We start from the raw sequence: 24,907 nt of genomic DNA, 5'->3' as shown, positions 1-24,907 counted from the left end.
GAACAATCGGTTAAACGATAGGCGAGATTGAGAAAAATTTTAGCGCTTCACGCCAACGCCATGGGTAACGACATGCGCCATCAGCGCGGCAAACCGCTCCGGCGCATCTACCTGACCCGACGCCCAAGCATACATGTCATGGTCGTTTTCGCTGAGCATTTCGTCATAAAGCGACAAATCTTCGTCGCTCAGTTGCGCCAGACCCGTGTCTGCAAAGCCGCCCAAAATCAAATCCATCTCTTTGATACCACGCCGCATTGAGCGCAGCTTCAAGCGCCGAATGCGGGTGTCGCGCGGTTCATCATGGCGGGGTTCCTCGCGCATCAGCTGGTCTCCATCGCCTTGACCAGGCGGCGTTCCATGCGGCCCATTCGGTCAGCCAGGTTTTGCATCTCGGACTTTGTGCGGCGCAGATCGGCCAACAGCTCGGACATGTCGCCCGTGTCGGTCCCCTCGGGTGAGGGCTCGGGCGGGCCGTCCCCTTCGCCCGTCAGAAGCCAGCGCATGGACACATTCAACATGCCCGACATCATCTGCAGTTTGTTGGCCCGCGGCTCGCCCAAATCCTGTTCCCAGCTGCGCAGGGTTTTCAGTTTCACGCCAAGTTTGCGCGAAAAGCTTTCCTCCGTCAGACCCATCGCTTCACGCGCGGCGGTCACGCGGTCGCCGAATGTGGCGCTGTCATTGTGAAAATAGTCTTCGTGCAAGTCGGTCATATCGGCCCTTCGCATTGCCGGCCCGCTCGGAAGTTTCCGCGCTTGTAGGCCCGCTTGACCCTCCGTAAAAGCTCTGGTGACTCTATGCAACCTGACGAGGTGTCCCATCATGTCTTTCCTGTCCGAAACGCTGTCCCGTGTGAAACCATCCCCTACCATCGCGGTGACGCAAAAGGCGGCGGAACTAAAGCGCGCGGGCAAGGACGTCATCGGGCTGGGCGCGGGCGAGCCGGATTTCGACACGCCGCAAAACATCAAGGACGCCGCCGTCAAGGCGATCGCCGATGGCAAGACCAAATATACCGGCGTCGACGGCATCCCTGAACTGAAGGACGCGATCTGCGCCAAATTCAAACGCGACAATGATCTCGACTACACACCATCGCAGGTCTCCGTCGGAACGGGCGGCAAGCAGGTGCTTTACAACGCGCTGATGGCCACGCTGAATGAAGGCGATGAGGTGGTAATCCCCGCCCCCTATTGGGTCAGCTACCCCGACATGGTGCTGCTGGCGGGTGGCACGCCCGTGGTGGCGGAGGCCTCGCTGCAAACCGGCTTCAAGCTGACCGCCGATCAGTTGGAGGCCGCGATCACCGACAAGACCAAATGGCTGATCTTCAACTCGCCTTCCAACCCAACCGGCGCGGGCTACACATGGGACGAGCTGAAAGAGCTCACCGACGTGCTGATGCGCCACCCCCATGTCTGGGTGCTGACAGATGATATGTACGAACACCTCGCCTATGATGATTTCAAATTCTGCACCCCCGCGCAGGTGGAACCGCGCCTCTATGACCGCACTCTGACGGTCAATGGCGTCTCCAAAGCCTATGCGATGACCGGTTGGCGGATTGGCTACGCGGCAGGCCCTGAAAAGCTGATCGGGGCCATGCGCAAGGTGCAGTCCCAATCCACCTCAAACCCCTGCTCGGTCAGCCAATGGGCCGCCGTTGAGGCGTTGAACGGCACCCAGGATTTCCTGGCGCCCAACAACGAAAAGTTCGTGCGCCGCCGCAACCTGGTGATCGAGATGCTGAACGCGGCCGAGGGCATCAGCTGCCCAACGCCAGAAGGCGCGTTCTACGTCTACCCTTCCATCGCGGGCTGCATCGGCAAAACCTCCGCCGCAGGCACGGTGATCAAAGACGACGAAACCTTCGCCACCGCGCTACTGGAAGAACACGGCGTCGCCGTCGTCTTCGGGGCCGCCTTCGGCCTCAGCCCAAACTTCCGCGTAAGCTACGCCACCTCGGATGAGAACCTGAAGGAAGCCTGCACCCGCATCCAAACCTTCTGCGCGGGTTTGCGCTAGGCCAGCCCAACACCCGGATTGCCGCCGCAAGATCGGCAATCCGGGCCGCGGGACAGGTTGTCCGCTTTGAGCCCCATCTCCCGAATGTCTGCTGCGACGAATGGCTATGAAGCGTCATTTGCCTAACTTTGACTGAATAGCGAAACTATTCGGCTGGCTTACCGTGGTGCGTTTGCTTTCCGGTCATTGAAGACGAACCAAACTAAGCCCCCTCCGATCACCGCGCACATGATCAAGAACCCGGATATCGAGGCCTCGCCAAAGAGCGCGATGTTCATACGACGGTCGGGCAAAAAGGTGAACAGGCCCGCAATTCCGATCGCCCAGAAATAAAGATCGCGCATTTCCTTTTGATGCGCGGCGATGCGGTGCTGGCGCGCGGCTCTAATGCCCTTCCATAGCCCGAGCAGGGTCACAACTGACAAAAAGTGCACTGGGCTAACCGGGCCCGGGCCGATCTGAGCCGTAATGGTAAATGAAGAAAGCGCTGTCAGGCCCATAGCAATTGTCCAGACATAGCCAAAGGCCTTGTGCAGGGCATCGCGGGACCGTCGCAGCAATGCCAATGGCCCAAAAACCACAGCGAAAAGTGCCGCGATGATATGCAGTTGAATAGTAGGCGGCGCGCTTAGAATGGGGTCTAGTGACATGGAATGGTTTTCTTCTTGGCAGAGGTGACCTTAGGTGCGAGGTTTCTGGCGTCCAAAGGCGATGAGGTTCAATTCTAGATGCGTGAACGGGTGTGCATTTGACGTGACTGACAGGCTGCTACCGTTGGCGCTTCGCGAGTTGCGGGCTGAGTTTAGCAAGAAGCCGGTCGTTGTTGGTTTGCTTGCACTTGGGTTGATTCTTGGGATTTCAGGACCGTTCAACACGCTAGAGCTTTTGCCAGCGGCAGCGCGTGTGTTGTATTGGCTCGCGGTTGTGACGCTAACCTTTGCAACCGGGTCACTTGTCAGCACCATCGTCCACACCACTCTGGATCGGCGTCTGGGGTGGCTTGCCTATGGTGTGAGTGCGGTTGCAATAAGTTTGGCCGTCAACGTCACTTTATCCCTGATCAACCTCGCTGCGTTCGGGTCCTGGTACGACACGTGGAAGGGGGTCTTCATTCAGCTTGGCAATGTGCTGCTCATTTCGAGCGTGATCGAGTTCGGCATCTTTGCCCTGCGCGGGGAAAGTGTTGAAACGACGGATGCGCATGTTCGGTTGCTGAATCGTCTGCCTGTCGAAAAGCGGGGTGCTATCATAGCCCTAAGCGCGGAAGACCACTACGTGCGGGTGGCAACGACCAAGGGAACAGAGTTAGTCCTGATACGCCTGTCAGATGCAGTGAAAGAGGTCGGAGAAACAGTTGGACTCCAAGTGCACCGATCCCACTGGATTGCAGTCGAGCACATTCGTGATGTCAAACGCATCGCTGACCGAGCCGAGGTTCTGAGCTCTGACGGGACGACGCGCCCGATCAGCCGAAGCTACATGGCTGCCGCGCGCGAGGCTGGCTTGTTTCCAACTGGCCGAAACAGCTGAATAGGATGACGCATTGCCTGCCTCGCATTGCACAAAAAGCCGCGAAACGCTCAAATCAGTCGTCAATTCCAGCAGAATAAATGACAACTCTGTCCGCCTAACGGCCGCACGAACGACATCATGCGAGCCGCAGCGGCGGCAAACGCGCCCGGCCAAATGCATCCAACCACGCCCCTATGGACACCGCTCTCCCGCCCCCTGCAGTCAAGATTTCCGTTCCCGCGCGTCTCATGCTAAATCGTTTCAAAGGCACTGAGACGGGCACCAGAAAAAATGGCCAGCGAGCTTCCTGAATTTTACTTCCGCGTCCGCGAAAATGGCGCGACCGTGTTTTTGGTGGATACCGAGAACCGGCAGCGCCGCATCGAGATGAACGAGATCGCCGTGGTCAACATCAAAAACGGCCAAGTGCGCCCGCATGGCGACCATGAGCTGACCAAGGACGAGATGTCCGTCATTCAGGACTGGATGGAAGAACGCCGCGCGGTGCTGGCGACCCGGGATATCGACGATATTTACCGCGCCGTCGACTATCTCAACCTCACCACCCACTGGGCGCAAACCCGGGCGGAGCCGGAAATGCTGGAGGAGGTCACCGACGCCCTGCTTCTGGCCATGCATGACCTGCGCAGCGTGTTGGTGCGCAAAAAAGCCGACCGGCTGCTGAAAGACCGCGACACGTGACGCCCGCCACGCCAACCCCTTCATCACGCAACCGGCCATGAAGATACTCAAACACTTGTTTTCCGCACGCGACAGGGTGCCCGCCGACAGCGCGATCTTCGATCGGCTCGATGCCTGCGACGTCCCTTTTCGCGGCACCGTCGCGCAGCTCACCGCGCAATTTGGCACCCACCCGCTGGGCTGGCAGGACGATATCGACATCTGTGTGTTCGAGCACGCAGCCCCCTTTATCGCCTCGCAATCGGGCCCGATGGTGTTTGAGCTGTCGGCGCAGACCGACCCGGACGCGCCGCCCCCGATGCTGCGCTGCGCCGTGCGCGACAACCCAGCGCCCGCCCTGAATTATGCCAAAGCGATCTCGGACCTCTCCAAGCTCTTTGGCCGGGGTGAGGAAATGACCCACCCCGAACGCGTCCAGCGCCGCTGGCAGATCGGCGGGGCGGAGCTGATCTGCTTCGTGCATCCCCCCGACCGCCCGGTTTCCGAGGCGCGCGCGCGGCGCATCGCGATGTTCCCCGACCGCGCCAACGAGGCGGCCATTCATATTCGCCCCAACCTCTGACCAGCCCCTTGGCGGCGCCGGTCTGCCGGAACGCCTGCTTGCCCAAAGCGGGGTCTTGCCAGTGGGCGTGGCAGCCGTTTTTCTCGGCTGTTTCGCGCCCTTCACCCGCCCGGCAGTGCGCAACCAGATGCGCAAAAATGAGGCAGTTCCGCCTACGCCTTGGACAGTTTCCGGGCGCCTGTATCCCTGAGCGCACGACCGATGCCACACGCATAACGCGTTGTGGCGCAACGCAAAAGGAACAGACCATGATTAATGCTGACGCGTTTGAGCGCGACATGCTCGCGCTGATCAACGCCGAGCGAAGTGCGCGCGGGTTGGATGATTTGCAGCTGGAGCTCAACCTCAACCAATCCGCCGAAAACCATTCCGACTGGATGCTGGCGCAAGATCAGTTTTCGCATACCGGTGTAGGCGGCAGCTCTGCGACGCAGCGCATGACGGATGCCGGGTTCGATCTGTCTGGCAGCTGGCGCACAGGCGAAAATATCGCCATTCAGTCAGAGCGCGGGGCCGAGGGTATTTCCGATGACGTGGCCGATCTGCACGCCTCTTTGATGAACAGCCCCGGGCACCGGGCCAATCTGCTCAACCCCGATTTCGACTATATCGGGATCGGTATTGAGCTGGGTGATTTCGACTTCGGCTCTGGCACATTCAACTCTGTCATCGTGACGCAAAACTTCGCCAGCACCGGTGGCGAGGTCGATCTTGATGAGGAGGACACGACCGGATCAGGTGCGGGCGCCGGTGGTCAAACGCCGCCCCCTGAAACCAGCGAAGAACCGGATACCGACATGTCCGACCCGGAGCCGGAACCCACGCCCGAACCGGAGCCCGAACCCGAGCCGGACACGGACGACATGCCCGATCCGGAACCGGAAGACGAAACGCCCCCAGCGGAAGACGCGCCGGATGACGATCAGGACGACGACCCTGACGAGACACCCGAAGAACCGACCCCGCCCGTAGACGAGACGCCTGAGCCTGAGCCTGAGCCTGAGCCTGAGCCTGAGCCTGAGCCTGAGCCTGAGCCTGAGCCTGAGCCTGAGCCTGAGCCTGAGCCTGAGCCTGAGCCTGAGCCTGAGCCTGAGCCTGAGCCTGAGCCTGAGCCTGAGCCTGAGCCTGAGCCTGAGCCTGAGCCTGAGCCTGAGCCTGAGCCTGAGCCTGAGCCTGAGCCTGAGCCTGAGCCTGAGCCTGAGCCTGAGCCTGAGCCTGAGCCTGAGCCTGAGCCTGAGCCTGAGAAGTTGGACGGCACAAATGGCGCCGACACAATAGAGGGCACGTCAGAAAATGACGACATCAACGGGATGCGCGGGCGCGATATGCTCTCGGGTGGCGATGGTGACGACATGATCGATGGCGGTCGCGGCGCGGATCTGCTTTTGGGCGAGGCCGGTGACGATACGCTTGATGGCGGTCGTGGTCGAGACGAGCTTGACGGCGGTGCGGGCAGCGACATGCTCACCGGTGGCCGCGGCGCAGATATGTTTGTGTTCTCGCCGGGCAGTGGTGCCGACACGATCACCGATTTCGAGGACAATCGCGACAAGTTGGATCTAGGCGATTTCGATTGCGCCGAGATCATCTCAGCGCTCTACAACGCTACGGAAAGTGATGGCGCGCTGGTGCTCGATTTCGGCGAGGGTGACACGCTCACCATCAACGATATGGGCATGTGTCAGCTGGTCGACGATATCTTCATCTAGACGCAAACCAAACGCAAAACGGGGGTGCGCCAGCCAATGGCGCGCCCCTACCCCGCCGTTACCCCATAGCGCGGTACAGCCTCAAAAACCGCCACCACAGCAGCACCGTGGCAAACAGCAGGCCCACGACAAGCCCCATCCAGACGCCAACGCCGCCGCCACCCCAGGTGATCCCGAACAGGTAGCTGGCAGGGATCCCCATGCCCCAATAGCTGAACGCCGCCATGATCATCGGCACTTGCGTGTCCTGAATGCCGCGCAGCATGCCCAAGGCCATCACCTGCCCCGCATCGACCAGTTGGAACAGCCCGGCCACGGCCAGAAGCGAAACACCAATGGTCAGGATCGCCGCCCGGTTCGGCTCATCCGGTGAAATGAAACCTGCGATCAGCAGCTCCGGCACGCCCAGAAACAGCACAATCGTGCAGGCCACAACGCAGCCCGACAGGGCCACCACCGCGATTGCGCCCCGCCCAAGCCCGTCTATATCGCGGCGCCCTGTCGCGCGTCCGGCGCGCACCGTCGCGGCCTGACTTAACCCGATATGGATCATGAACGTGGCGGACGCGATCTGCAGCGCGATCCCATGTGCGGCCAGCGGCAACTTCCCGATCAAACCGATAATGAAGGCGGAGGCCGAAAACATCCCCGACTCCGCCAGATTGGTCAGCCCAATCGGCCAGCCCAACCGGAACACCTCGCGCAGGGCCGGACCATCCGGGCGCCAAATGCGTTGAAACAGCGCATGCTCGCGCAGACCCGCCACCCGCGTCGGGTAAAAGGCCAGCGCCAAAAACGTCGCCACCTGCGTTAGCACGGATGCCAGCGCAGCGCCGCGCAACCCCATTTCAGGGGCGCCAAGATTGCCAAAGATCAAAACCCAGTTCAGCGCCGCATTGACGCCCACCGCGGCCACGGTCACCCAAAGCACGACCTGCGTGCGCTCCATCGAGGCCAGATAGCTTTTCAGCACCATCACCATCAGCGCCGGAAACAGGCCAAAGCCTGCGACGCTCAGATACTCTTGCGCCAGCAGCGACAACTCCTCGGTCTGGCCCAACAGCTGCAGCAGCGGCGCGGACCAGATCATCACCGGCAAGAACACCGCCGCGTAAAGCAGCGACAGCCACAGCCCCATGCGCGTGACGCGGCGGATGCGGGTATGGTCGCTCTGTTCAGCCGCTTCGGCCACCATCGGCATCACCGCGAAGGCGAACCCCGCCCCCATGATGAACACCACAAAAAAGACCGAAGTCGCCAGCACCGAGGCCGCCAATTCGGTCACCCCGTACCAGCCCAGCATGATCGTATCGACCACATTCACCGCAAACTGCGCCAGATGGCTGCCGATCAGCGGCAGCCCCAAAACCAAAATGGCGCGCATATGTTGGGCGTAGGTCATGGACCAGACCTATCAGAGCCGCGTGGCCGCGCCAGCCCAGAATTTTCATGCGCCGTCTTCGCAGTGCTGGCCCTAGCGTCAGGACCCTAGCCTTTGAATTCCAGATCCGTCCCCGAAATGACGTCCAGCACGCGCGGGTAAAAACCGATCACGTCGTCCAAGTCGGCATCGTCCCATTTGTCGGTTTGCGCCTGCAATGCACGCGCCGCTTTGTAATCTGCGAGCGCGCCCGCGATATCGCCTTGCACGTAGCGCCAATAGGCGCGTTCGGCATAGCTGTCACGGTCTGTGGCCTCAGTTGCAACTCCGAGTTTTGACTTGGATTTGATTTCATCAAATGTCGCGTGAATCGTATCCGCGACAAGGCCCAACTCTTCGCGCTCGGCCGGTGTCATATCCTGTTCGACCTCAGGGCTGCGCGAGATGATCTCAAACCAACGCACCCCGTCACGTAGAGCAGGCTCTACAAGCCCAAGTTTTTGCAAGACCTCCATCCGCGCCTCATAGTGGCCATAGACGTCGGGATCATAGGCAATTGAACGGGTCAGGTCCGCCAATTGCGTCAGGGTCAGATCGGGTTGCGGGTAGTTCTTTGCAAACTTCTCAAGATGCTTGATCCGGCGGTGCAGCGTTCTGCGGTCCTGTGGGATGCCCGCAAGGTAGAGTTTCGCCAATGCGTCGGCGCGCGCGGTGTCACCTGAGTCCTGCGCCCGGCCGCGCAGCATCCGCAACGCCCCGAAGTAGTTGCGGTCGCGCATATCGGGCCAGTCGGCGATGATCCGTTCATTGTCGGCGGCCATCGCGTCACTATCCCCGGCCTCTTGGTAAAGAATGGCGCGGTTGTTCAAAGCTGAGCGTTGGAACTTGGACGCGTATTTGATGGACTGGGTGTAGACGCGTATCGCCGCGTCCTTTTCGCCCATGTTGCGCAGCACGTAGGCCTTGCGCCAGTTCAGCTCGCCGCGGGTGTTGTCCGCCAGACCCTCCAGGGCAAGCACCCTGTCGCAGGCCGCGACAGCCGCCGCGCCGCCGGTTTTGATGCTGCAGCTGCGCAGCGATGCTGACAGATCTTGTGATCGGACGCTGGCTTGGCTGTCACGCGTCACATAGACGCCCAAAGAAATCGCGGCGATCAAAGGCAATGAAATAATACGTCTCATGCCGCGCGTTTAAGCCAAAGTTCTTGGCGAAATCATGGCCTTCATGTCAAAATCCGCCTGCCCGTTTGACCTTTGCGCAGAGCCAGGTAAGACAGGGCCAGACCCCGGGGGACCCACGCTATGGACATCGACACTTTGCCGCCTTTCGTAGGCCAAGCGCTTGAGCTGCTCTACAAGGGCCTGGACGTGGCCCAAGGCTGGCTATTGTCGCCCGCCGCGTGGTCGCAGTTTGCCGTTCTGATCGCGTCTTATTTTCTGGCCGTTCTGGCCACGCGCATCATCGTGCCGCGCCTGTCCTCGCTGCTGTCGCCGCCCGCGGACAGCAACACCCTGCTGTCGACCGCTCGCCGCTTCACGCTGCAATTCCTGCCGCTTTTGCTGCCGCTGATTGCCTTCGCCCTGACCGGCATCGGCGAGCAGGCCACCCGGTCGATCTTCGGCTCGGGCGAGGTGATCGCCTTCGGCAAACGCGTCTTCATGTTCATCGCAGCGCGCATATTCGTGCGCGACATCCTAAAAATCCCGTTCCTGAAGCTCTTGGGCAAATACATCCTGATCCCAATCGCGGCGCTCTATGCGGTGGGGCTTTTGGACGACGTCACGCTGCTGCTGGAGGAAACCCGCGTCCAGATCGGCAATATAGGCTTCTCGCTAATGAGCATCGTGCGCGGCGTCATTGCGGGCTCGATCCTGTTCTGGCTGGGCGGGTGGTCCAACCAGCAATCGGCTGACTATCTGACCCAACAGGATATGCGTCCGTCGCTGAAAACGCTGACCATCAAGGTCGTCGAGTTCATGATCTTCGGGCTCGCCTTCCTGCTGTTGATGAACATCATGGGCATCAACCTGTCGGCGCTTGCCGTGCTGGGCGGTGCCATCGGTGTCGGCTTGGGCTTCGGCCTGCAAAAGATCGCGTCGAACTTTATCTCCGGCGTCATCTTGCTGCTGGAAGGCCAAGCCACCGTCGGCGACTATGTTGAGCTGGATGGCGGCGAGCAGGGCAAGATCGTCAAGATGATGGCCCGCGCCGCCATTCTTGAAACCTTCGATGGGCGCTGGATCGTGGTCCCGAACGAGGATTTCATCACCACCCGGGTGGTCAACTACTCCGATAGCGGCTCCGCAAACCGGTACGAGGCCCCGTTTTCTGTCACCTATGAAACAGACATCAACCGTGTGCCAGACATCGTGGAAAAAGCCGTGTCCACCCATAAAGGGGTGCTCAGCAAACCCTACCCCCCGATTGCGAGCTGCGCGGCTTCGGCGAAAGCGGCGTCGATTTCGCCTGCGAGTTCTGGGTTGAAGGCCTTGACGACGGTGACAACAAATTCACCTCTGATGTGCTGTTTCTGATCTGGAACGCGTTGAAGGACGAAGGCATCGAAATGCCCTATCCGCGCCGCGTCATTGAAATTAAGGGCGGGTTGCCGACCTCCACCTGACCAAATCCGCACCGCCCCACAGCCGAAAACCCATGATGCGGAATCGCTAAATGCCCTCTGCAAAAGGTTAATATTTTCTTAATCATGAGCGGAATCCTGCTAAACTCACGCACCGGGTTTTTGGGGATGCCCGTGAAATTTGTCCCTTAAAGAGTATGAAAGAGACATACATGACACTTAAAAAAGGCCTCGTTGGCCTCCTTCTATCGGCTGCCATCGGCGCAACAGCGACCGTCGCATCCGCATCCACCTATGTGTTCGACCTTTTCGATCACGATGGTGCGTCTAAAGCTGCCACGCAAGACTATGGTATTCGCCTCGACAACGCGAACCCGCTTGGCAACTTCTTCTCGTTCGAGAACCTTGGCTCGGACACCAACTTTGCCAAGCTGACCTATGATGACGTTGCATTGACAGCGACCATCAAAGGCAAAGTTGCGCGCAACAGCGATGATCGTCGCTATTGGCTGAACTACACTTTCACCGGTCTGACTGACCTTGGTGGCGGTGCCTTCACAGCCCTGAGCGGTTCGGGCATGCTCGACCGCAACAACCCAACAGAATCCTTGGCGCTCGGCTCAGCTGCCGACAGCAGTGGCGTCGGGTTCTACTTCAAAAATGACGGCTTCCGTCTTCCGGGCGATCTCGGCGTTGGGTTTGTCGGCAATGGCTGGATCTTCAAAGGTGAAAAATCCGGTTTTGCAAACGACTTCCTGTTCACAGCTGCATTGAACCGGGACGATTCTGTCATCTCGCCAGTGCCGCTTCCGGCCGCTGGCTTCATGCTTCTTGCCGGCCTCGGCGGTCTGGGCGCAATGCGTCGCTTGCGCAAATAAGCTGACCTTCCAATAGACAATTTAAGAGGCCCGGTCTTGCTGATCGGGCCTTTTTTGTAGCGCAGCTCAGCCCTTCCCCCTCCTCCCCGCTCTGGCATACTGCCACAAAACAAAAACGAGAGCGGCAATGGCAGACGATCTACTCAACGCAGGCGCGGACGCCTATGACGCCTCCTCCATCGAGGTGTTGGAGGGGTTGGAACCCGTCCGCAAGCGCCCCGGCATGTATATTGGCGGCACCGATGAACGCGCGCTGCACCACATGGTGGCCGAAGTGCTCGACAACTCCATGGATGAGGCCGTCGCAGGTTTCGCCAACCGGATCGAGGTTGAGCTGAACGACGACTATTCCATCACCATCAAAGACAATGGCCGCGGCATCCCGATCGACCCGCACCCGAAATTCCCTGACAAATCCGCGTTGGAGGTCATCCTTTGCACGCTGCACGCTGGCGGCAAGTTCTCCGGCAAGGCCTACCAGACCTCCGGCGGTTTGCACGGGGTCGGCGCCTCCGTGGTCAATGCGCTGTCAGATTCCATGGTCGTCCAGGTCGCCCGCGACAAAACCATCTATGAGCAGCGGTTTTCACGCGGCCTGCCCCTTGGCCCCGTCGAAAAAGTCGGCACCGCCCCCAACCGGCGCGGCACCACCACAACCTTCCACGCGGACGAACAAATCTTCGGCAAGCACCGCTTCAAGCCCGCGCGCCTCTTCAACTCCATCCGCTCCAAGGCCTACCTGTTCTCCGGTGTTGAAATCCGCTGGAAATCGGCCATCGACGACGGCGAAACACCCACCCAAGCCACCTTCCACTTCCCTGGCGGCCTGTCGGACTACCTCACGGAAACGCTGGGCACCGCCACAACCTACGCCGACACAGCCTTCGCCGGCACCGTCGAATTCAATGAGAAATTTGGCGAACCCGGCAAGGTCGAATGGGCCATCAACTGGACCCCGTCGCGCGACGGCTTCATCCAGTCCTACTGTAACACCGTCCCCACGCCCGAAGGCGGCACCCATGTCGCGGGCTTCTGGGCCGCCATCCTCAAGGGCATCAAGGCCTACGGCGAGCTCACAAACAACAAAAAAGCCGCCCAAATCACCCGCGACGACCTGATGTCGGGCGGCTGCGCGCTGGTCTCCTGCTTCATCGCCGAACCCGCCTTCGTGGGCCAAACCAAAGACCGCCTCTCCACCGAGGCCGCCCAGAAAATGACCGAAGGCGCCGTCCGCGACCATTTCGACAACTGGCTCGCCGCCGACACCAAATCCGCCGGCGCCATCCTCGACTTCCTGGTCCTGCGCGCCGAAGAGCGCCTCAAACGCCGCCAGGAAAAGGAAACCGCCCGCAAATCCGCCACCAAGAAGCTGCGCCTCCCCGGCAAGCTCACCGACTGCACCTCCAAAACGCGCGAGGGCACCGAGCTCTTCATCGTGGAAGGCGACAGCGCCGGCGGCTCCGCCAAAGGCGCCCGCAACCGCGAAAATCAGGCGCTCCTGCCGCTCAAGGGCAAAATCCTCAACGTGCTCGGCGCCGCCTCCGGCAAGCTCACCTCAAACGCCGAAATCTCCGACCTGTGCGAGGCCTTGGGCTGCGGCATGGGCACGCGCTTCAACATCGACGATCTGCGCTACGAGAAGATCATCATCATGACCGACGCCGATGTCGACGGCGCCCATATCGCGTCGCTCTTGATGACCTTCTTCTTCGTGCAAATGCGCCCGCTCATCGACAAGGGCCACCTCTACCTCGCATGCCCGCCCCTCTACCGGCTCACCCAAGGCGCCAACCGCATCTATGTCGCCAATGATCTGGAGAAGGACGCGATGTTAGAGAAAGGCCTCGGCGGCAAAGGCAAAATCGACGTCCAGCGCTTCAAGGGCCTGGGCGAAATGGACGCCAAGGACCTCAAGGAAACCACTATGCACCCCGCCACGCGGCAGCTGATCCGGGTGACAGTGGACGAGGACGTGCCGGGCGAAACCGGAGACCTCGTCGAGCGCCTCATGGGCAAAAAACCCGAGCTCCGCTTCGAATATATCCAGGAGAACGCCCGGTTCGTTGAGGATGTGGATGTTTGATTACCCGGCACAACAACAATAATTCGGACCGAAACTCGGATTTGCGTCACTCGCGGGGTAAACATGCGTAGCCAGACCCGACATATAGGATTGCTGACCATCCGCTAGAAAAGGAGCTTGACTGTCATAAACATGCACAGCCCCAACAATTGAACCAGTCTTGCCTGTTCCTGTCATGGTAAATCTCGTGCAGATATCTGGGCATCGCTCCCCTACAAGACCTCCATTGGCGTCTCTTCCGGTTGCCTGACGATACACAGCCATCACGGTTGTTCTTTTAGGTGCAATGGATGTGCAGATAGCCTGAGCTTGCAGTTGCGCTGTCACACCATTTTCACCAAACGCGGCGATTAGGGCGCCTTCATTGACTGTCGCCGTTACCGCATTGTCAACTAGAGCTCTAACGCTCGAGATCCTTTGTTCCAATCCCTGCAATTCAACGTCCGCATTTGCTAAGTCAGAGCGGACCTCCTTGGCAGTACTCCAGACATATGTTGCAAATGCACCAAGGCCTAGTCCTAACACTACAAAAATGCCGATGATGGTCTTTACTCTAAGCGCGGTATCTTCGAGTTTACGCACCCTATCTTCAACTTCAGACATAATTACTCCACAGAAAATCACTTTTAGAATGCGCGAATAGTACACGAATTCTTGTACAATTCCTAGATAGAGCAAATCATGGTACTAAAAGAGCGTAGGGTGCGTGTTTCCACGAACCTTCCAGCGCATCGCCGTCACGCAGGAAGGCGATCCTCCCTATGAACGCAAGCGCTTTATGTCAGCCAAGCACATCCCACCGAAAGAACGCCCCACAGACACCAACAAAATCGTCGCCCGTCAAACCGGAGGTTTGCCTTTGGCAAAAAGGGGCGTGACGGCGATGCGCGGCGGGCTCCGCCCTTGATTCCGCGCGAAGGTGCGTAGAACCGAGGCCCTTTATCCCGGTCGGACCTGTAGAGTGGGCAAATTTGCCCACCTCCCCCATACCAACCACACACGGCCTCTCGGGCATTTTTGACAAAATACCCTGTCGGCTTTCGGCGATTGCTTTGCAATCGCCTGAACTAAATCTTGTGATCTGCACCCAAATTTGCTCTACATAAACCCACCTCATTCGAAAGCGCCGCATGTCCCATGAAGCCTCAAAAGACCTGACAGACTTCCTCGAAGGGCAGAAATTCGCGACCGTGATGGCGGACCCACCGTGGCGCTTCACCAACCGCACCGGCAAGGTCGCACCCGAACATAAGCGCCTCGCGCGCTATCCCACGATGGAACTGGACGATATCTGCGCCCTGCCCGTCGCCGACCATCTCGAAGACACTGCGCATTGCTATATGTGGGTACCAAATGCGCTGCTGCCTGACGGGCTGCGTGTGCTCGACGCCTGGGGCTTTCAGTACAAATCCAACATCATCTGGCACAAGGTCCGCAAAGATGGCGGCTCCGACGGGCGCGGTGTGGGCTTCTACTTCCGCAACGTGACCGAAATCCTGCTCTTCGGTGTGCGCGGCAAGAACGCCCGCACCCTGCAACCGGGCCGCACGCAGGTGAACCTCTTTGCCACCCGCAAGCGCGAACATTCCCGCAAACCAGATGAGCAATATGACATCATCGAAAGCTGCTCCTGGGGGCCCTATCTGGAACTGTTCGGCCGTGGGAAGCGCGACAACTGGACCGTCTGGGGCAATCAGGCCGATGATGATTACAAGCCCACTTGGGACACCTATAAATACAATTCCGGCGTCGCGGCGGAGTAGCAGATGGACGATCTTTTCGACGCCCATATCTCCGCCGGCCAAGTCGCGGATGAGGCGGGCGCGGTTGATCGCGCTTTTCCTACCAGTCTCACCAAAAAATTCGAAATCTACAGCTACCGCAACGCAGCCACCTTATTAAAGGGCGCGTTCGAGCCGCAATATGTTGAAATACTGCAAGCCCTGGAACGGTTCGAGATCACCAAAACCATGATCCGCACCCCCGGTGGCTCCAAGGGGCCCATCGCGTCCTACGTCGATACGCTCTTCAATGAGCATTGGCAGGAAACCCGCATCGCCGCCGATCTCAACGTCCGCCTGACCCATGCAAAACAGCCCGGAAAGATCCTGTCCAGCTACACAAGACACGGGTTTCTCGACGGGCACCGGATTGATTTCGTCAACGGCAAGGTCGCGCTGGATCTGGAATGGAACAGCAAGGACCAGACCTATGATCGTGATCTGTCGGCCTTTGCGGCCTTCTATGAGGCAGGCGCGATTGACGTGGGCATCATCCTGACCCGCGGCTCCTCCCTCGACATGTCTTACCTGCGCGGCTTGGGGCGTGTGCTCAACAAAGATGGCTCCGAGGGCACGGATGACGTCTACAAGAAGTTCGGCGCATCGACGACATGGATGGGCAAGCTGCTCTACCGTCTCGATGCGGGCCGCAATGGCGGCTGCCCGGTTCTGGCCATCGGCATCACGCCCGATTGCGTGGTGGAGGGCTAGAAAACCCTTTCCAAACAGTTAAGAAATTTTGGAAAGCGTTTTATTTCAGCGCCTTACAAGATTCCCCGCATGCGGGGAATCCCCTTGTAGGGCGGATAGTCATGGTCCAAGCTCGCCCCATGCGCCCGATTTTTCTGATATTTCTCTGCCTGATCACCGCCTGCGGCCGCCCTCTGACGGAGGGTGAGGAAAGCTTCGCCCGCGCCTTCCACGGGTCCGGCCTCGACACCAGCAAGATCAAAGTGATCCGCAACCCCCTGATCAAGCTCTACGTCGACACCGTCCCCTACCCGCCCCGCACGACCTGTTCTGAGAACATCCACCCACCGCCCAGCGAGACCCACTTCACCGGCTCCCCCGGCGCCACGGTCCTGTTCAACAAGATCACCATCAATCCCGACGCCTACGCCGGTGATTACCTGAAAAGCTGGCCCAACGCCGCCAACCTGCGCGCCGCGATGTTCATGGCCCACGAACTCGTCCATGTCTGGCAGTGGCAGCACCGCGCCCGCACCGGCTACCACCCACTCAAAGCCGCGCGGGAGCACCGATATTCGGAAGACCCCTACCTGTTCGACCTCGAAACGAATGCCAATTTCCTAGACTACGGCTACGAGCAGCAGGGCGCGATCGCCGCCGAATATGTCTGCTGCTCGGCCCTCGCCCCGAAAGCACCCCGCACGAAGCGTCTTCAGGCGCTCTTGGAGCAGGAATTCCCGATCCAAGAGCTCAACAAAACGCTGACGCAAACACCGGTGCTAATCCCATGGAAAGGGGCCGATCTCGACGCGATCTGTTCCTAGGCCGCATCGTTCCATTCCCACGGCTGGGTGAATTCACCCAGCACAGTCGTGACCGCCGTGTCGGACACGTCGCCAGTTTTGGTCAACTGCGCCACGAGCCCGCGTTTCTTATCCTCAAGAACGGAAGTCACCTGTGCCTCTATGCCTGCCTCATGAAGCGCTGCATTGTAAATGCGCGTAATCGCGGAACGGCGCAGGTCTGGTTTGAAGATCTTGCCAACAGCCGTCTTGGGCAGCTCATCCATCAGTTCGATATACTTTGGATGCGCCGCGCGCTCATGGACGTTCTCTTTGCAGAAGGCCATCAAGTCTTCGGTTGTTGCCGTGCCGCCATCTACCAGCTCGACATAGACGCACGGAATTTCGCCTGAATGCGCATCCGGTTGACCGATGGCGCCAGCAAAAGCCACGTCCGGGTGCCCGGCAAGCGCTTCCTCAATCTCGGCAGGGTCGATATTGTGGCCGCCCCGAATGATCAAATCCTTGGCGCGCCCAGTGATCCAAAGATATCCGTCCTCATCTATCCGCCCCAGGTCGCCGGTTCGCAGATAGGTGTCGTCCCAGAACAGACCAACATTCTTGTCAGCCTCGGTATAAGTATTGTTCGCGAAGACGCCCGGGTTTGAGACGCAAATCTCCCCGATCTCATCCGGGCCGCATTGTACGCCATCTGCGACCGCCCGGATTTGCACGTCGCAATACGGGAACGGAATGCCAATCGAGCCGATTTTCTTTTCACCATGCGGCGGGTTGATCGACACTAGGCAGGTCGCCTCGGTCAAGCCGTAGCCTTCGGTGATGGTTACATTGCAGGCGTTCTCAAACCGCTTATACAGCTCAACCGGCAGAGGAGACGATCCAGAGAACGCCATCTTCAACGAAGAAATATCGGCATCAACCGCACGTTGCATCAAGGCAGAGATCGCGGTTGGCACTGTGATCATAAACGTGACTTGGTAACGTTCGACCAATTTCCAGAAATTGTCGAATACGCCGTCGCCGCGATAGCCCTGCGGCGTCGGGAAAACCACATGCGCGCCAGAACGGATCATCGCCATCATGATCACATGCACCGCGAAGACGTGAAACAGCGGCAACGGGCAGATGACCACATCCTTCTCATCAAACAGCAACGTGTGGCCAAGATAGCCATTGTAGACCATGCCGGAATATTTGTGCTGTGCGACTTTGGGCATGCCGGTCGTGCCACCTGTGTGGAAATACGCAGCTACCCGGTCGCCGACACTATCAGCAAAATCGAGTGTCTTGTTCTGCTTCGCCATCTCCTTGTTAAAATCAAGGACCGTGGCGTGATGGCTATGCGGTTGTTTGGGTCGGATCAGCGGGACGATGAATTTCTTGAGCCCGGTGAGGTAACGCAGCAGGTCTACCTCTAACACGTGGGTGACACCGGGAGCGTCCTTGACGGCCTCAGCGACTTTTTGGGCAAGGTCCGTTTTGGGAAACGGCTTCAATGTGACCACAATCTTGGCGCCAGTTTCGCGCAGAATGGCACTGATCTGTTCCGGCTCAAGCAACGGGTTGATCGGATTAGCGATGCCCGCAATCATACCGCCCATCAAAGCATCAAGAGTTTCCGTGGCGTTTGGCATCACATAGGCCACGACGTCATCTTCGCCGACACCAAGTGCTCGAAACATGTTGGCAGCCTGACAGCTATGGGCGAACACATCGTTCCAGGTCAGTGTCTCTTTCGGGTCCGTCGCACCGGAGGTCAGTTGATATGAGAAGGCAGGACGCGCACCGTGGCGGTTTTTGACGTCCTCGATCATCTGATACATGGTTTTGGGCAGATCGCGATCTTCCCACGCGCTTTCAGCCTCGATCGCATCGCGGTCAACCTGACCGGCGTAAGTCTTTTCCATAGTATCCTCCCTAAGGCCGTTAACCGGCGCTGCCTTTAGTCCGAAAACACTATCGCCCTGACATCACCTTGCAAGTCTGACGCTACGCAAAAAACAAAAAAAGGGCGCCAAAAGCGCCCTCTTCCAGAATGTTCCAAGTCGATCAGGCCGCAGGAATACGCAACACCTGCCCGGGATAAATCTTGTCGGGATGTGTCAGCATTGGGCGGTTGGCTTCAAAGATCTTTTCGTAGTGAGCGCCATTGCCCAAAGTCTTGGCTGAGATCGCCCAAAGTGTGTCGCCCTTTTCAACCGTGTGGAATGTGGGCTCGACCGCGTCGTCTTTGTCCTCAACCTCAGCCACGCCCTCAACGTTGCCAACGGCCAGAATGACTTTTTCACGCTCCTCAGCCGACATGTCGCCGCCAGTGACGATGACTTTGTCCCCTTCAACTGCGATTTCGGCACCTTTGGTATCAAGACCCAGGTCGCTCAGTTCTTGCTCAAGCGCACCGGCTTCCGGCTCTGCGGCTTCTGCCTTGCCGCCAAACAACGACTTCCCTGCATTTTTTACGAAGCTAAATAGGCCCATTGGACTCCCCCTTGAATTGAATAGCTAACGGGAGGGTCGCGCAACATACCCGCATGAGGCAAGGGGAATTATTCCTCCGCCATCCCCGTTGTGAATTGCAGCTGTGCAAGACGCGCATATAGCCCACCTTCAGCCACCAAGCTGTCATGCGTGCCCTGTGCCACAATCTGCCCTTTGTCAAAAACGATGATGCGGTCAGCTTTTTTCACAGTGGCCAGCCTATGGGCCACCACCAACGTCGTCCGGCCCTGTGACAGTGTTTCAACTGCGCGCTGAACAGCCGCTTCGCTTTCCGCGTCCAAGGCGGATGTGGCTTCATCCAACAGCAAAATCGGCGCGTCCCGCAAGATCGCGCGCGCAATCGCTATTCGTTGCTTTTGCCCGCCCGACAACATGACACCGCGTTCACCCACGAATGTGTCGTAGCCATCCGGCAATTCACTCAGGAACACATGAGCGGCAGCGGCTTTTGCGGCGGCCTCCACCTCAGCATCGGAGGCACCGGGCCGCCCAAAGCGAATATTTTCGCGCGCGGAGGCGGCAAAGATCACCGGATCCTGCGGCACCAAAGCGATGGACTGCCGGAAGGCGTCGCGGTCGACCTGTCGCAGATCGGTGCCGTCGATCATCACAACCCCTGCATCGGGGTCATAGAACCGCAAGAGCAATTGAATGATTGTCGTCTTGCCGGCCCCTGACGGCCCAACCAACGCCACGGTTTCGCCTGCAGCCACGTCGAGTGTGACTTTGCTCAACGCGGGCACCTCGGGCCGTGCGGGATAGTGGAAGACCACATCTTCGAAACGTACCCGGCCTTCGGCGCGCCCCATCTGGAGTGGTTCAGCAGGGTCTTCGACACTGTCTTGCGCGTTGAGCAATTCGACCAAGCGTTCCGTCGCGCCAGCCGCGCGCTGTACCTCGCCCCAGATTTCTGAAAGGGCCGCGACCCCGCCCGCAACCATGATGGCGTAGATCAGGAACTGGACCAGTTCGCCCGGCGTCATGATCTCGGCACGCACATCGCGCGCACCGACCCAGAGGACACCAACGATACCGATAAACACGAGGAAGATAACGATCACCGTCATCACGGCCCGCACACCAATGCGCGCCTTGGCCGCGTCAAAGCTGCGTTCTGTCAGATGCGCAAAGGCAGAACGGCTCGGTGTTTCATGCGTGAAGGCTTGCACCGTTTGCACCGACAAAAGCGCCTCAGACGCATTGCCCGATGAGGCCGCGATATGGTCCTGATTTTCCCGGCTAAGCGCACGCACGCGGCGGCCAAGCAAAATAATCGGGATGATCACAGCGGGCACAATCAGAAGTACCAGACCGGTAAGCTTTGCGCTTGTCAGAAGCATCAAAAGCAGCCCGCCAAACAAGATCAGAACGTTGCGCAGCGCAATGGACGCGGAGGAGCCTATGACCGACAAAAGCAGGGTCGTGTCGGTGGTGATCCTGCTCAGCACCTCGCCGGTCATGATGCGTTCAAAAAACGCAGGGCTCATCCCGATGGTGCGATCAAACACCTCCTTGCGAATGTCTGCGACAACCCGTTCGCCTAAGCGCGTTACCAGATAGTAGCGCAGGCCAGTCCCCAGCGCCAAAAGTGCTGCAATGCCGACCGCTGCGCCAAAATACTGGTCCAGCAATTCGGCGTTTCGAGTGTCGAACCCGTCTACCACACGGCGCACGGCCAAGGGCAGGATCAGGGACACAACAGCCGTCATGGTCAATGCGACAAGAGCGGCTACAACTAGGGACGTGTAGGGTTTTACGAATGGCCAAAGAGCGGCAAGCACGCCGATCTTGCGCGACGACGCGCGCTCCGCCTCACTGGTCTCGGGGTTGGCCATTATCTCTCCAGCAGTTCTGCGCCTTGCCAATACCGAACCGCGCCCAGCGCCGCAAGCGACGGCGTGTCACAGCCCAGCGAACAGATTAGGCATCGTTCGAAGGGCCTGTGCAATTTCAATTCAGCGCAAATTTTTGGTCTGAGTTTGTGAGTTGGGAAGTTGGAGGAAATGGTGGAGCGGGTAGCGGGAATCGAACCCGCACCTTAAGCTTGGAAGGCTCTTATGATACCATTTCACCATACCCGCGCCGATGGGTAGCGTGGTATTTCAAGCACGTAGCCGGGTCAAGAACCAAGTAGATTTTGAGTGAGGTAGCCCGAGTGTACTCCCTACTTGCAAACCTTAAGAGAAGACCCGCGACACCATAATTCCGTTGAAACGTTCTCTTGAGTTCTGTCTGGCGACTTGGGCGGGAAGAAGCCATTCGCTGCAGCGCAGAACGGTCGAACAGGTTAGCCAAAAGCTGACATCTAAATTTCGAAAACGACGCGTGCACTTGAAAGTGGATATGAATAGCGGATCACCCAGTCAAAAAATCTCTGATGATATTATTGAAAAGCTCTGTTCTTTCTGAGTGTGCGGCATGGGCGCAATCGGGAATCACCGCTAAACTTGCTCCGGGTATTGATCGCCAAAGTTCTTCTGTTTGGGTCCATGGATAGGTGCGATCTTGATCACCCCAGACAATAAGAGTCCGTATCGTCAGGGAGCACAGCTTGGTCGTGCCGTTCCAACCACTCATTGCATCGAGCCCTGCTAGAATTGCTTGAATGCTGCTACGCTCAGCGATTGCGGCGCATGCCTCATAGGCGGCAGCCTTGTCTTGTTCCAAGAACCATGTCGCAGCGATACGCCTTGCAGTTGCGTTGGCTCCGTCTGTCCGGGCGCGGTGTTTGGACGTCTCGATCGTCTCGAACCTGCCCGGCAGAACGCCTTGCGCGCCAGTTCCGTAGAGTACCAATCGTTCCACGCGGTCAGGGGCCTTAGCTACCATGTCTTGGGCCACCATGCCGCCCATTGAATGACCGATAAGATGGAACCGCGAAATGCCTTGGGATGTGAGATCCTTCAAAACCCAGTCCGCGAAACCCGCAATCGTGTCGCAAGCTTCTAGATGGGCGTTTTCACCGAAACCTGGCAAATCCACGCAAACAGTGTTGATTGCACCAAGCGCCTCTTGTTGCGATCGCCATTGTTGGCTGCCGCCCATGAAGCCATGGACGAAAACGACAGGTATCATTTGCGACCGCCTTGAACGATACGATCTAGGATCATGGCGCAGAAGAGGATCGAGAACCCGGCAAGGATGCCTTGCCCGACATTGGCGTATTGCAATGCTTCAAGTACGTCTTCGCCAAGCCCCTTTGCGCCGATCAGAGATGCCACAACCACCATCGCCAGTGACAGCATAATGGTCTGATTGATGCCCGCCCGTATTGACGGACTGGCAAGCGGTAAATCGACTTTGGTGAGCAAATACCACTTGTTTGCGCCAAAGCTGATTGCAGCTTCTCGAACGCTTTCAGGCACCCCTCGTAGTCCCAATACCGTAAGGCGCACGACGGGCGTGCCTCCGAAAATCATTGTGGTGACCACCGCCGCTGGCTTGCCCGTTCCAAAAAAAGCGATGACTGGGATCATGAAGACGAAAGCGGGCATGGTTTGCATGAAGTCCATGATAGGTTGAATGAAGGAATAGAACCGCGGGCGGCGGGCGGCAAACATGCCCAAAGGGATACCGATCAAAATCGACAAGCATGCGGCGGTGCCCAGCAATGCCAATGTGGTCATCGCTTTTTCCCAGAACCCGAGCAGCCCCATATAGGCCAAAAATGCGCCGGAATAGATCGCCATGCGCACACCTGCGGTTAGCCAGGTCAGCAAGACAATCAGTGCGGCGACTACGATCCAAGGTGTGCTGACAAAGACCAGTTCCAAAGCGTCCAGCACCAGTCGAATGAAATAGGTGATCGCGTCGAACAGTGCTTCGCCGTTCAATACAGCCCAGTTAAAGAACGCCTCAACCCGGTCGATACTGACCAGCCGGATGTCGGGGTCTGTTGGGAAATCACTGAGCAGTGTGAAACGCCCGGGGAAGCTGTAATGCATCATTGCAGCTGCCACGATGAGAACCATGAATATGGCGCTGAATATGATCTGAGACATGGGCATGCCGGAGCGGAGGGAGCGGTCAGACAACCAGTCCGAGAACCGCGCTTCAAGCGCCCAGTTTGCCACTAAAGATTGCGCCAGCTTCACCACGATGAGGATCGCGAGGCCGGTCAAGGCAATCGTCGGGCCTTCCGCGGCCAAGGCCTCGGCCTCTGCGCGGATACCGCCAATATTGGCTTCTAGGGAGTCGACCGTTCGCTGGTAGACATCGATCTTGTCTGAGCCAGTTTCGATCGCCGAGGCCAATTGTTGTTTGCGAAGGGCCAATGTGCCTTCAATCGAGGCAATGCGCGCCATGGCATCTGCGGCGAGGTCACCAAACAAGCCACGTGCGATCTGAACAAAAGCCAACGCTTCTAGGATCAAAAAGGGCAGCGCCCAATTCCACAAGCCACGCGCCCCAAACCAAACCGGGCCAAACAGGCCGGCCATGGCGTTGAACGTCGCTGTGAACCGGGCCGACGCGCCGATTTTGTCGAACATGCGTATGTAGTATTCGGGACTGGTGCGCACGAAGGTGCGAATGTTGTCGCGGCGTTCTTCGGCATAGGCGATTGCGGCCTCCGACGAGGTATCTTCCAGCGGATTGACGCCAAGTTCTGCGTTCACGTCGGTCATGATACTTCCGTCCCTTCAATCACGGTGCGCAGCAAATCGGCGCGGGTGATGATGCCGAGATCTTTTCCCCCGGCGTGAATTACGATTGGGTTGTCGTCGTCTATGGCCAAGGTGATCAACGTGCTGAGCGTTTCATCCTCAGCAACGCGTGTTGCATCGGCCGGAATTGGGCCGTGTGCAGCGATATGTGTTTCAATCGGTTGCATCACCGCATGGGCATGCACCACTTTCAACCGCGAGATGCCTGCGACGAAATCGGCGACATAGTCATCCGCAGGGTCCATTACGATATCTTCGGCCGTGCCAATCTGAACCATCTTCCCATCGCGCATAATGGCGATGCGGTCGCCAATGCGGACGGCCTCGTCCAGATCATGGGTGATGAAGATTGTGGTCTTCTTTAGAATTTTGCTGAGCCGGATAAATTCATCCTGCAATTGCCTTCGAATGAGCGGATCAAGTGCGGAGAACGGCTCGTCCATGAGCAGCACATCTGGGTTTGCAGCCAAGGCGCGAGCAAGGCCCACGCGTTGTTGCATGCCCCCAGACAGCTCATGGGCGAATTTGGCCCCCCAAGCGCCCAGCTCCACGATGTCGAGAATAGCCGCGGCTTGGCGCATACGCTCATTCTTGGGCACCTGTCGGATTTCAAGCGGCATCGCCACATTGTCTAAGACGGATCTGTGCGGCATCAGCGCGAAGTTCTGGAACACCATCCCAATCTTTTGGTTGCGGAAGCGTTGCAGCTCACGCGGGCCCAGGGCCATGACGTCAGTACCCTCGATTTCGATTTTGCCGTCGGTCGGTTCTAGCAGGCGGTTGAAATGGCGCACCAGTGTCGACTTGCCGCTTCCGGACAAACCCATAATGCAGAAAATCTCGCCGCGGTTCACAGAAAGGCTGACATCAGCGACGCCGACAACTGCGTTGAATTCGGATAGGACCTGCGCCTTGGTCAAGCCGCGGTCGCGTACTGCGCGCAGGGCGTCTTCGGCGCGGGCGCCAAATATTTTCCAGACGTTGGATATCTCGACAACAGTGTCGGAGGCCATGGCGTGTCTCTTTTGAAAGGG

At 58.5% G+C, this 24,907-nt stretch carries 22 protein-coding genes, 1 tRNA gene and 1 pseudogene; 11 read left to right on the top strand and 13 right to left on the bottom strand.

The annotated features are described in order from the left end of the window. Window positions 1-39 precede the first annotated feature (39 nt). On the bottom strand, window positions 40-324 hold the full coding sequence (locus ACZ1G7_RS19030; RefSeq protein WP_472660948.1) for a succinate dehydrogenase assembly factor 2: 285 nt from the start codon (window positions 322-324) through the stop codon (window positions 40-42). Then, the gene (locus tag ACZ1G7_RS19025; protein WP_472660947.1) at window positions 324-716 is read right to left on the bottom strand and encodes a helix-turn-helix domain-containing protein; all 393 of its coding nucleotides are present in this window, start codon (window positions 714-716) and stop codon (window positions 324-326) included. The genes ACZ1G7_RS19030 and ACZ1G7_RS19025 overlap by 1 nt, the downstream gene beginning before the upstream one ends. A 109-nt stretch (window positions 717-825) precedes the next feature. On the opposite strand from ACZ1G7_RS19025, the gene ACZ1G7_RS19020 reads away from it, so the two are divergent. After that, window positions 826-2,028 (top strand): pyridoxal phosphate-dependent aminotransferase, encoded by a 1,203-nt coding sequence (locus tag ACZ1G7_RS19020; RefSeq protein ID WP_472660946.1) that lies wholly within the window; start codon window positions 826-828, stop codon window positions 2,026-2,028. A 158-nt stretch (window positions 2,029-2,186) separates the two neighbouring features. Here ACZ1G7_RS19020 and ACZ1G7_RS19015 read toward each other — a convergent pair whose 3' ends face one another. Further along, window positions 2,187-2,678 carry a DUF2306 domain-containing protein gene (locus ACZ1G7_RS19015; protein ID WP_472660945.1) on the bottom strand — a complete coding sequence of 164 codons (492 nt, stop codon included), beginning with the start codon at window positions 2,676-2,678 and terminating at the stop codon, window positions 2,187-2,189. 103 nt (window positions 2,679-2,781) lie between these two features. On the opposite strand from ACZ1G7_RS19015, the gene ACZ1G7_RS19010 reads away from it, so the two are divergent. From ACZ1G7_RS19010 to ACZ1G7_RS18995, 4 genes are all read left to right on the top strand, one after another. After that, window positions 2,782-3,558: a LytTR family DNA-binding domain-containing protein gene (locus ACZ1G7_RS19010; protein ID WP_472660944.1), complete on the top strand. Its 777-nt coding sequence runs from the start codon at window positions 2,782-2,784 to the stop codon at window positions 3,556-3,558. A 273-nt stretch (window positions 3,559-3,831) separates the two neighbouring features. After that, entirely contained in the window at window positions 3,832-4,242 is a 411-nt protein-coding gene (locus tag ACZ1G7_RS19005) for a hypothetical protein (RefSeq protein ID WP_472660943.1), read from the top strand. A gap of 37 nt (window positions 4,243-4,279) precedes the next feature. Beyond that, window positions 4,280-4,804: a hypothetical protein gene (locus ACZ1G7_RS19000; RefSeq protein WP_472660942.1), complete on the top strand. Its 525-nt coding sequence runs from the start codon at window positions 4,280-4,282 to the stop codon at window positions 4,802-4,804. Between the two features lie 248 nt (window positions 4,805-5,052). Next, a complete protein-coding gene (locus ACZ1G7_RS18995; protein ID WP_472660941.1) occupies window positions 5,053-6,513 on the top strand; it encodes a CAP domain-containing protein in 1,461 nt (486 codons plus the stop codon). 58 nt (window positions 6,514-6,571) lie between these two features. Here the strand turns inward: ACZ1G7_RS18995 and ACZ1G7_RS18990 are convergent, their stop codons facing one another. Beyond that, entirely contained in the window at window positions 6,572-7,915 is a 1,344-nt protein-coding gene (locus ACZ1G7_RS18990) for an MATE family efflux transporter (protein ID WP_472660940.1), read from the bottom strand. An 86-nt stretch (window positions 7,916-8,001) separates the two neighbouring features. Next, complete coding sequence (locus tag ACZ1G7_RS18985) at window positions 8,002-9,075, bottom strand: tetratricopeptide repeat protein (RefSeq protein WP_472660939.1); 1,074 nt, start codon at window positions 9,073-9,075, stop codon at window positions 8,002-8,004. A 120-nt stretch (window positions 9,076-9,195) separates the two neighbouring features. On the opposite strand from ACZ1G7_RS18985, the pseudogene ACZ1G7_RS18980 reads away from it, so the two are divergent. The 3 genes and pseudogenes from ACZ1G7_RS18980 to parE all read left to right on the top strand — a co-directional run bounded on the left by ACZ1G7_RS18980 (window position 9,196) and on the right by parE (window position 13,436). Continuing rightward, a pseudogene (locus tag ACZ1G7_RS18980) lies at window positions 9,196-10,517 on the top strand (mechanosensitive ion channel family protein). Between the two features lie 170 nt (window positions 10,518-10,687). Further along, window positions 10,688-11,353 carry a VPLPA-CTERM sorting domain-containing protein gene (locus tag ACZ1G7_RS18975; protein WP_472660938.1) on the top strand — a complete coding sequence of 222 codons (666 nt, stop codon included), beginning with the start codon at window positions 10,688-10,690 and terminating at the stop codon, window positions 11,351-11,353. 127 nt (window positions 11,354-11,480) lie between these two features. Beyond that, entirely contained in the window at window positions 11,481-13,436 is a 1,956-nt protein-coding gene (parE, locus tag ACZ1G7_RS18970) for a DNA topoisomerase IV subunit B (RefSeq protein ID WP_472660937.1), read from the top strand. Here the strand turns inward: parE and ACZ1G7_RS18965 are convergent, their stop codons facing one another. Then, the gene (locus tag ACZ1G7_RS18965; protein WP_472660936.1) at window positions 13,437-14,039 is read right to left on the bottom strand and encodes a hypothetical protein; all 603 of its coding nucleotides are present in this window, start codon (window positions 14,037-14,039) and stop codon (window positions 13,437-13,439) included. A gap of 527 nt (window positions 14,040-14,566) precedes the next feature. Between ACZ1G7_RS18965 and ACZ1G7_RS18960 the strand changes: the two genes are divergently transcribed. The 3 genes from ACZ1G7_RS18960 to ACZ1G7_RS18950 all read left to right on the top strand — a co-directional run bounded on the left by ACZ1G7_RS18960 (window position 14,567) and on the right by ACZ1G7_RS18950 (window position 16,731). Continuing rightward, window positions 14,567-15,199, top strand: a complete 633-nt coding sequence (locus ACZ1G7_RS18960; RefSeq protein ID WP_472660935.1) for an MT-A70 family methyltransferase — start codon at window positions 14,567-14,569, stop codon at window positions 15,197-15,199. A 3-nt stretch (window positions 15,200-15,202) separates the two neighbouring features. After that, the gene (locus ACZ1G7_RS18955) at window positions 15,203-15,928 is read left to right on the top strand and encodes a BglII/BstYI family type II restriction endonuclease (protein WP_472660934.1); all 726 of its coding nucleotides are present in this window, start codon (window positions 15,203-15,205) and stop codon (window positions 15,926-15,928) included. A gap of 101 nt (window positions 15,929-16,029) precedes the next feature. Continuing rightward, window positions 16,030-16,731 (top strand): hypothetical protein, encoded by a 702-nt coding sequence (locus tag ACZ1G7_RS18950; protein ID WP_472660933.1) that lies wholly within the window; start codon window positions 16,030-16,032, stop codon window positions 16,729-16,731. On the opposite strand, the gene ACZ1G7_RS18945 is transcribed toward ACZ1G7_RS18950, so the two are convergent. The 7 genes from ACZ1G7_RS18945 to ACZ1G7_RS18915 all read right to left on the bottom strand — a co-directional run bounded on the left by ACZ1G7_RS18945 (window position 16,728) and on the right by ACZ1G7_RS18915 (window position 24,886). After that, on the bottom strand, window positions 16,728-18,617 hold the full coding sequence (locus ACZ1G7_RS18945; protein ID WP_472660932.1) for an acyl-CoA synthetase: 1,890 nt from the start codon (window positions 18,615-18,617) through the stop codon (window positions 16,728-16,730). The two genes, ACZ1G7_RS18950 and ACZ1G7_RS18945, sit on opposite strands and share 4 nt — an antisense overlap. A 142-nt stretch (window positions 18,618-18,759) precedes the next feature. Then, the gene (gene lysM, locus ACZ1G7_RS18940) at window positions 18,760-19,188 is read right to left on the bottom strand and encodes a peptidoglycan-binding protein LysM (RefSeq protein ID WP_472660931.1); all 429 of its coding nucleotides are present in this window, start codon (window positions 19,186-19,188) and stop codon (window positions 18,760-18,762) included. A gap of 68 nt (window positions 19,189-19,256) precedes the next feature. Then, window positions 19,257-21,044, bottom strand: a complete 1,788-nt coding sequence (locus ACZ1G7_RS18935; RefSeq protein WP_472660930.1) for an ABC transporter transmembrane domain-containing protein — start codon at window positions 21,042-21,044, stop codon at window positions 19,257-19,259. A gap of 172 nt (window positions 21,045-21,216) precedes the next feature. Next, window positions 21,217-21,290: transfer RNA gene (locus ACZ1G7_RS18930), tRNA-Gly, on the bottom strand. 274 nt (window positions 21,291-21,564) lie between these two features. Beyond that, window positions 21,565-22,284: an alpha/beta fold hydrolase gene (locus tag ACZ1G7_RS18925; protein WP_472660929.1), complete on the bottom strand. Its 720-nt coding sequence runs from the start codon at window positions 22,282-22,284 to the stop codon at window positions 21,565-21,567. Then, a complete protein-coding gene (locus ACZ1G7_RS18920; protein ID WP_472660928.1) occupies window positions 22,281-23,834 on the bottom strand; it encodes an ABC transporter permease in 1,554 nt (517 codons plus the stop codon). The genes ACZ1G7_RS18925 and ACZ1G7_RS18920 overlap by 4 nt, the downstream gene beginning before the upstream one ends. Then, window positions 23,831-24,886 carry a quaternary amine ABC transporter ATP-binding protein gene (locus ACZ1G7_RS18915; protein WP_472660927.1) on the bottom strand — a complete coding sequence of 352 codons (1,056 nt, stop codon included), beginning with the start codon at window positions 24,884-24,886 and terminating at the stop codon, window positions 23,831-23,833. Before ACZ1G7_RS18915 ends, ACZ1G7_RS18920 begins: the two co-directional genes overlap by 4 nt. Between the last annotated feature and the right edge of the window lie 21 nt (window positions 24,887-24,907).

Source organism: Litoreibacter sp. JB4-2 (assembly GCF_055693445.1).
Note: the sequence above shows the minus strand (reverse complement) of the source record. Positions and strands in the feature narration are given on the sequence as shown.

Excerpts from the sequence above, each read along its gene's own strand:
- ACZ1G7_RS18985 (WP_472660939.1), bottom strand. The coding sequence starts at position 9,075 with ATGAGACGTATTATTTCATTGCCTTTGATCGCCGCGATTTCTTTGGGC.
- ACZ1G7_RS18995 (WP_472660941.1), top strand. The coding sequence starts at position 5,053 with ATGATTAATGCTGACGCGTTTGAGCGCGACATGCTCGCGCTGATCAAC.
- ACZ1G7_RS18990 (WP_472660940.1), bottom strand. The coding sequence starts at position 7,915 with ATGACCTACGCCCAACATATGCGCGCCATTTTGGTTTTGGGGCTGCCG.
- ACZ1G7_RS19005 (WP_472660943.1), top strand. The coding sequence starts at position 3,832 with ATGGCCAGCGAGCTTCCTGAATTTTACTTCCGCGTCCGCGAAAATGGC.
- ACZ1G7_RS19025 (WP_472660947.1), bottom strand. The coding sequence starts at position 716 with ATGACCGACTTGCACGAAGACTATTTTCACAATGACAGCGCCACATTC.
- ACZ1G7_RS18925 (WP_472660929.1), bottom strand. The coding sequence starts at position 22,284 with ATGATACCTGTCGTTTTCGTCCATGGCTTCATGGGCGGCAGCCAACAA.
- ACZ1G7_RS18950 (WP_472660933.1), top strand. The coding sequence starts at position 16,030 with ATGGTCCAAGCTCGCCCCATGCGCCCGATTTTTCTGATATTTCTCTGC.
- ACZ1G7_RS18935 (WP_472660930.1), bottom strand. The coding sequence starts at position 21,044 with ATGGCCAACCCCGAGACCAGTGAGGCGGAGCGCGCGTCGTCGCGCAAG.
- ACZ1G7_RS18915 (WP_472660927.1), bottom strand. The coding sequence starts at position 24,886 with ATGGCCTCCGACACTGTTGTCGAGATATCCAACGTCTGGAAAATATTT.
- lysM (WP_472660931.1), bottom strand. The coding sequence starts at position 19,188 with ATGGGCCTATTTAGCTTCGTAAAAAATGCAGGGAAGTCGTTGTTTGGC.
- ACZ1G7_RS18920 (WP_472660928.1), bottom strand. The coding sequence starts at position 23,834 with ATGACCGACGTGAACGCAGAACTTGGCGTCAATCCGCTGGAAGATACC.
- parE (WP_472660937.1), top strand. The coding sequence starts at position 11,481 with ATGGCAGACGATCTACTCAACGCAGGCGCGGACGCCTATGACGCCTCC.
- ACZ1G7_RS19030 (WP_472660948.1), bottom strand. The coding sequence starts at position 324 with ATGCGCGAGGAACCCCGCCATGATGAACCGCGCGACACCCGCATTCGG.
- ACZ1G7_RS19020 (WP_472660946.1), top strand. The coding sequence starts at position 826 with ATGTCTTTCCTGTCCGAAACGCTGTCCCGTGTGAAACCATCCCCTACC.
- ACZ1G7_RS18975 (WP_472660938.1), top strand. The coding sequence starts at position 10,688 with ATGACACTTAAAAAAGGCCTCGTTGGCCTCCTTCTATCGGCTGCCATC.
- ACZ1G7_RS18945 (WP_472660932.1), bottom strand. The coding sequence starts at position 18,617 with ATGGAAAAGACTTACGCCGGTCAGGTTGACCGCGATGCGATCGAGGCT.
- ACZ1G7_RS18955 (WP_472660934.1), top strand. The coding sequence starts at position 15,203 with ATGGACGATCTTTTCGACGCCCATATCTCCGCCGGCCAAGTCGCGGAT.
- ACZ1G7_RS18960 (WP_472660935.1), top strand. The coding sequence starts at position 14,567 with ATGTCCCATGAAGCCTCAAAAGACCTGACAGACTTCCTCGAAGGGCAG.
- ACZ1G7_RS19015 (WP_472660945.1), bottom strand. The coding sequence starts at position 2,678 with ATGTCACTAGACCCCATTCTAAGCGCGCCGCCTACTATTCAACTGCAT.
- ACZ1G7_RS18965 (WP_472660936.1), bottom strand. The coding sequence starts at position 14,039 with ATGTCTGAAGTTGAAGATAGGGTGCGTAAACTCGAAGATACCGCGCTT.
- ACZ1G7_RS19000 (WP_472660942.1), top strand. The coding sequence starts at position 4,280 with ATGAAGATACTCAAACACTTGTTTTCCGCACGCGACAGGGTGCCCGCC.